The organism is Streptomyces odonnellii (genome assembly GCF_000981895.1).
Classification (GTDB): Bacteria; Actinomycetota; Actinomycetes; order Streptomycetales; family Streptomycetaceae; genus Streptomyces; species Streptomyces odonnellii.
Map to the genome: position 1 here is coordinate 1 of NZ_LATD01000583.1, position 2,676 is coordinate 2,676.

At 69.3% G+C, this 2,676-nt stretch carries 2 protein-coding genes; one reads left to right on the plus strand and one right to left on the minus strand.

Annotated features, from left to right (window positions below; genetic code table 11):
• Window positions 1-221 precede the first annotated feature (221 nt).
• Entirely contained in the window at window positions 222-1,505 is a 1,284-nt protein-coding gene (locus tag WH07_RS35320) for a PTS transporter subunit EIIC (protein ID WP_046509261.1), read from the plus strand.
• A gap of 150 nt (window positions 1,506-1,655) precedes the next feature.
• On the opposite strand, the gene WH07_RS35325 is transcribed toward WH07_RS35320, so the two are convergent.
• Window positions 1,656-2,408: an MBL fold metallo-hydrolase gene (locus WH07_RS35325; protein WP_046509263.1), complete on the minus strand. Its 753-nt coding sequence runs from the start codon at window positions 2,406-2,408 to the stop codon at window positions 1,656-1,658.
• Window positions 2,409-2,676: the final 268 nt, after the last annotated feature.

Sequence of the window (2,676 nt, forward strand, 5' to 3'; positions counted from 1 at the left end):
CCCCCTGCGAACCCCGCCCATGGGCCCCGTCCGCAGGCCACCGCCCGCGGCCCCGGAGCCGCCAACCCCGCTCCGGCCCGTGCGTCCGCTATGGCCCAGGCCACATTTTCGCAGGTTCCTTATCGAACCCACCCCGTGCTAGAACAGGTCTACACCACTGGAATGGTGTAGACCACGTGGCCGTGCGCGCCGCGTTCCGGGCACCTGGTTGGAGGATGTTGATGAGTACGGCCGACGCCGCCCCCGCGGCACAGCACGAGCCGGCGGCGCGGAAGTCGCCGGGCAGCCGGGCGATGGCCGTGATGCAGCGTATCGGCCGCAGTCTGATGCTGCCCGTCGCCGTGCTGCCCGCCGGCGCCCTGCTCGTACGCCTCGGCAACCCCGACATGCTCGGCCGTGAGTCGTTCCCCGCGTTCATCACCAAGATCGCGGGCTTTATGGCCGCGGGCGGCAACGCCATCCTCGACAACATGCCGCTGCTCTTCGCGGTCGGTATCGCGATCGGCTTCGCCAAGAAGTCGGACGGCTCGACCGCGCTCGCCGCCGTCACCGGCTATCTGGTCTTCAAGAGCGTCCTGGGCACCTTCACCGACTCGAACCTGCCCAAGGTGGCCTCGGTGGTGGACGGCAAGGTCGTCATGACGGACGCGCCGGTCGACGCGAAGGTCCTCGGCGGGGTTGTCATGGGCATCGTCGTGGCCCTGCTGTATCAGCGCTTCTACCGTACGAAGCTGCCCGACTGGGCGGGCTTCTTCGGCGGTCGGCGGCTGGTCCCGATCCTCTCCGCCTTCGCCGGTCTGGTCATCGGTATCGCCTTCGGCTATCTCTGGCCGGTCCTCGGCACGGGTCTGCACCACCTGGGCGAGTGGCTGGTCGGCTCCGGCGCGGTCGGCGCGGGCATCTTCGGGGTGGTCAACCGGGCGCTGATCCCGGTCGGCATGCACCATCTGGTGAACTCGTTCCCCTGGTTCCAGGCCGGTACGTACGACGGCAAGAGCGGCGACATCAACCGCTTCCTGGCGGGCGACCCGACGGCCGGGCAGTTCATGACCGGCTTCTTCCCGATCATGATGTTCGCGCTGCCCGCTGCGTGTCTGGCGATCACCCACTGCGCGCGGCCGGAGCGGCGCAAGGCCGTCGGCGGCATGATGCTGTCGCTGGCGCTCACGGCGTTCGTCACCGGGGTGACCGAGCCGATCGAGTTCACCTTCATGTTCATCGCTCCGGCGCTGTACGCGGTCCACGCGGTGCTGACCGGTGTCTCGATGGCGCTGACCTGGGCGCTGGGGATGAAGGACGGGTTCGGCTTCTCGGCCGGCGCGGTCGACTTCTTCCTCAACCTCGGTATCGCGACGAATCCCTGGGGTCTGGCGCTGGTCGGTCTGTGCTTCGCGGCGGTCTATTACGCGGTGTTCCGCTTCGCGATCGTCCGGTTCAACATCCCTACGCCGGGCCGTGAGTCCGACGAGGAACTGGCGGAGCTTCAGAAGGCCGAGGCCAAGTAGGCCTTGCCGGGCCTTTCCGCTCGCGCCGGGCCCTTCCGCTCGCGCCGGGCCCTTCCGCTCACCGCCTGCCGGACGGGCCGGCCGTACGCCCGTCCGGCACAGACCGGCACCGGCGGACACCGACCGGCCGGCCGGTGCGCCGGCGGTCGGTCAGATCTCGTACACCGCGCCGGGAACGGCCAGTTCCGCCGGGCCTCCGTACACCGCACGGGCGTCGGCCAGATTCTGTTCGCCGTCCGTCCACGGCGGGACATGGGTGAGGACGAGCCTGCGCGCCCGGGCGCGGGCGGCGTGGGCGCCTGCCTCGCGGCCGTTGAGGTGCAGACCGGGAATGTCCTCCTTGCCGTATGTGAAGGCCGCCTCGCACAGGAACAGGTCGGTGTCCTCCGCCAGCTCGACCAGCGGCTCGCAGACCCCGGTGTCCCCGGAGTAGGTGAGGGACCGGCCGCCGTGCTCGACCCGGATGGCGAAGGTCTCTATGGGGTGCGAGACCTTCTCCGTACGGACCGAGAAGGGGCCGATGTCGAAGGAGCCCGGCTTGAGCGTGTGGAAGTCGAACACCTCGCTCATGGACTTGTCCGTCGGGGTGTCCGCGTAGGCCGTGGTGAGGCGCTGCTCGGTGCCCTCGGGCCCGTACACCGGGATCGCGTCGCAGCGTCCGCCGTCGAACCGGTAGTAGCGGGCTACGAAATAGCCGCACATGTCGATGCAATGGTCCGCGTGGAGATGGCTGAGGAAGATGGCGTCGAGGTCGTAGAGACCAACATGGCGCTGCAGCTCGCCAAGGGCGCCGTTACCCATGTCGAGGAGCAGCCGGAAGCCGTCGGCCTCTAGGAGGTAGCTGGAGCAGGCCGATCCCGCGGAGGGGAACGAGCCCGAACAGCCGACGACGGTGAGCTTCATGGAGCGTGAACCTCCGTGGCGTGGAAGGGGGGCGACGGGGGTTGTGCGGTTTGTCGAGCGTAAAGCGCGAAAGGGCTGGTCGCTCCTCCACGACGGTCCGTTGTGGGAGAACTCACCTGCGCTGTCACCGGTTCGGATGGACTGCCACGGCGGGGTCTTGCGTTGCCGGAGGGGGTCCGGGGAGCGCCTGGAGAAGCCCTGGAGACGGCTGCGGCCCCCGGCCCGAGTCGGGCGGGGGGCCGGGGGTGCGATCCGGTACGGCGTGTAC